A 3,250-nucleotide genomic window follows, 5' to 3' on the forward strand; every position below is an offset into this window, starting at 1 on the left:
GTTCAAAATATAGGCACATACTCAATTTGGGCGAAAATTAGGCAAATTCCTTTGTGCGCTGCGCAAATTTCCCTCAACCAATTGTTAACCGGCTTTCCTGCATTTATCCAAACTAATATAACAACCATTTGAGAACGTTAGGATATTTTCTTTTTCTAACGTCGTCCCAGCAGTTGGCATGGGGGTTGCATTGAACTGTTTCGGTGCAATCAACCAGCTTGGGAGTCTTCGGTATGAGGGGTAGTTTCTCTACAATAACAAARATGTTTTCGGCAAGCGTGGTSGCSGCSGGSCTGYTGATGTCCGTACCAGCCAAAGCGGCTGAGGACACGATCAAGGTCGGCATTCTGCATTCGCTGTCGGGGACCATGGCGATTTCGGAGACGACGCTGAAGGACGCCATGCTGATGCTCATCGAGCAACAGAACGCCAAGGGCGGTCTGCTCGGCAAGAAACTCGAAGCCGTCGTCGTCGATCCGGCTTCCAACTGGCCGCTGTTTGCCGAAAAGGCACGCGAGTTGATTTCGAAGGACAAGGTCGCGGCCGTGTTCGGCTGCTGGACCTCGGTGTCGCGCAAATCGGTGCTGCCGGTGTTCTCCGAACTCGACAACATCCTGTTCTATCCCGTCCAGTATGAAGGCGAGGAAAGTGAGCGCAACGTGTTCTACACGGGTGCGGCTCCGAACCAGCAGGCCATTCCGGCCGTCGACTATCTGATGAGCAAGGACGGCGGCTCGGTGAAGCGTTGGGTGCTGGAAGGCACCGACTACGTCTATCCGCGCACCACCAACAAGATCCTCGAAGCCTATCTGAAGTCCAAGGGCGTCGCGGCCGAAGACATCATGACCAACTATACGCCGTTCGGCTTCTCCGATTGGCAGACGGAAGTTTCGGCGATCAAGAAGTTCGGTTCGGCCGGAAAGAAGACCGCCGTCGTCTCGACCGTCAACGGCGACGCCAACGTCCCATTCTACAAGGAACTCGGCAACCAGGGCATCAAAGCCGAGGACATCCCGGTCATGGCATTCTCGGTCGGTGAGGAAGAACTTGCCGGTCTCGACACCAAGCCGCTGGTCGGCCATCTCGCCGCCTGGAACTATTTCGAGAGCGTCAACACGCCTGAGAACAAGAAGTTTATCGCCGACTGGCACAAGTTCATCAAGAACAACAAGCGCACCACCAACGACCCGATGGAAGCCCACTATATCGGCTTCAACATGTGGGTGAAGGCGGTTGAAAAGGCCGGCACCACCGATCCGGACAAGGTCATCGAYGCCATGATCGGCGTYTCSGTGCCSAAYYTGACCGGCGGCTATTCGACGATGATGCCGAACCACCACATCACCAAGCCTGTCCTGATCGGCGAAATCCAGGCCAATGGCCAGTTCGAAACGGTTTCGAAGACACCTGGCCTGGTGATGGGCGACGAATGGTCCGACTACCTGCCGGATTCCAAGGACTTGATCTCGGATTGGCGCGCGCCGCTCAGCTGCGGCAACTTCAACGTCAAAACCGGCAAGTGCGGCGGCAAGGGCACGAACTGATCCTCCCCGGACTGGACTTCAGGTCCATGTCCATGACCGCGTGCGTCCGGACGGTTTCCTCCACTGTCCGGACGCCCAGTTCAACCATCAAGGGTCGCCAAAAACCGATGAAGATTTTCCATGCGATGGGCCTCACGCTCTTGTTCCTGCTGACGACCCTGTCGTCTTCGGGCGCTGCGGAAGCCGATCTGCGTGCCATCATCGCCAAATTCGCGACAGTGACGGACTTTTCCGAGACGGGAGCTGTCGTTCAAGAGTTGACAGCCACAGGCGACCCGGCTGTCGAACGGCCGCTTGCCGCATTGGCGGACGGCAATCTTTACATTCGCACGGCCGACTCAATGGTGTTTGTCGGCGAGGAAGGCGACGAAAGCGTCAAGCTTTTCGATCCGCTGAGCGGCGAGGCGGCAGGCGTGGCCTCCGCGGACGACATCACCAAGGTCAGCGTCAACAACACGCTTCGCCGCGCCATCCGCGATGGATTGGGCACGTTGACGCTCGGCTCCAAGGATCCGACTGTCCGCATCGCCGCCGCCGACACCATGTTCAAGACGCCCGATGCCGCGAATATCGAGCCGCTCGACGCAGCGATCGCCAGTGAAAGCGTGGCGAGCGTCAAGGCTTTGCTGGAGCAGGCGCGTGCCGCTTCCATACTGGTGTCAGACAAGCCCGATGCAGACAAGCTGGCGGCCATCGCGCTGATCGGCGCGCGCGGCGACCGCGACGCGGTTTCGCTGCTCACTTCGGTCGAGGCAAATACCTCGGAAGCCGTGAAGGAAGCGGCGACGGCCGCGATCGCCAGCATCAATTCGACGCTGGCTTTCTGGGATGCCGGCCAAAACATCTGGTACGGCATTTCGCTGGGCTCGGTGCTGCTGCTCGCCGCGATCGGGCTCGCCATCACCTTCGGCGTCATGGGCGTCATCAACATGGCGCATGGCGAGATGGTCATGCTCGGCGCCTACACCACCTTCGTCGTCCAGCAGGTGATCCGCACGTCCTTTCCCAGCCTGTTCGACTGGTCGCTGGTGATCGCGCTGCCGCTGGCCTTCCTTGTCTCAGCCCTGGTTGGCCTGATCATCGAGCGCGGCGTCATCCGCTTCCTCTACGGCCGGCCGCTGGAGACGCTGCTGGCGACCTGGGGCGTGTCGCTGATCCTGCAGCAGGCGGTGCGCTCGATCTTCGGACCGACCAACCAGGAGGTCGGCAACCCTTCGTGGATGTCGGGCTCGTTCAATGTCGGACAGCTTGCTGTCACCTGGAACCGACTCTGGATCCTGGTTTTCGCGCTCACCGTCTTCGGCCTGCTGCTCTACGTCATGAAGCGCACGCCCTGGGGCTTGCAGATGCGCGCCGTCACCGCCAACCGGCGCATGGCCGCTTCCATGGGCATCAGGACGCCGTGGGTCGATGCGCTGACCTTTGCGCTCGGATCCGGCATTGCCGGTATTGCCGGTGTCGCGCTCAGCCAGATCGACAATGTCTCGCCCAATCTCGGCCGCGGCTACATCATCGACAGCTTCATGGTCGTGGTCTTCGGCGGCGTCGGCAATCTCTGGGGCACGCTGGTCGGCGCCTTTTCGCTCGGCATCGTCAACAAGTTCCTCGAGCCCTATGCCGGCGCCGTGCTCGGCAAGATCGTCGTGCTGGTGCTGATCATCCTGTTCATCCAGAAACGCCCGCGCGGCCTGTTCGCGCTCAATGGC

2 protein-coding genes are annotated in these 3,250 nt (G+C 59.9%); both read left to right on the forward strand.

Translation table 11 applies throughout. The features are described 5' to 3' along the window. The first annotated feature begins 263 nt into the window (after positions 1 to 263). Positions 264 to 1,544, forward strand: a complete 1,281-nt coding sequence (gene urtA, locus AC1DX0_RS33520) for an urea ABC transporter substrate-binding protein (RefSeq protein ID WP_477220376.1) — start codon at positions 264 to 266, stop codon at positions 1,542 to 1,544. 107 nt (positions 1,545 to 1,651) lie between these two features. Then, positions 1,652 to 3,250: urea ABC transporter permease subunit UrtB (urtB, locus tag AC1DX0_RS33525; RefSeq protein ID WP_477358656.1), on the forward strand; the 1,599-nt coding region annotated here is incomplete at its 3' end.

Source organism: Mesorhizobium sp. P3_A9, from assembly GCF_056402975.1.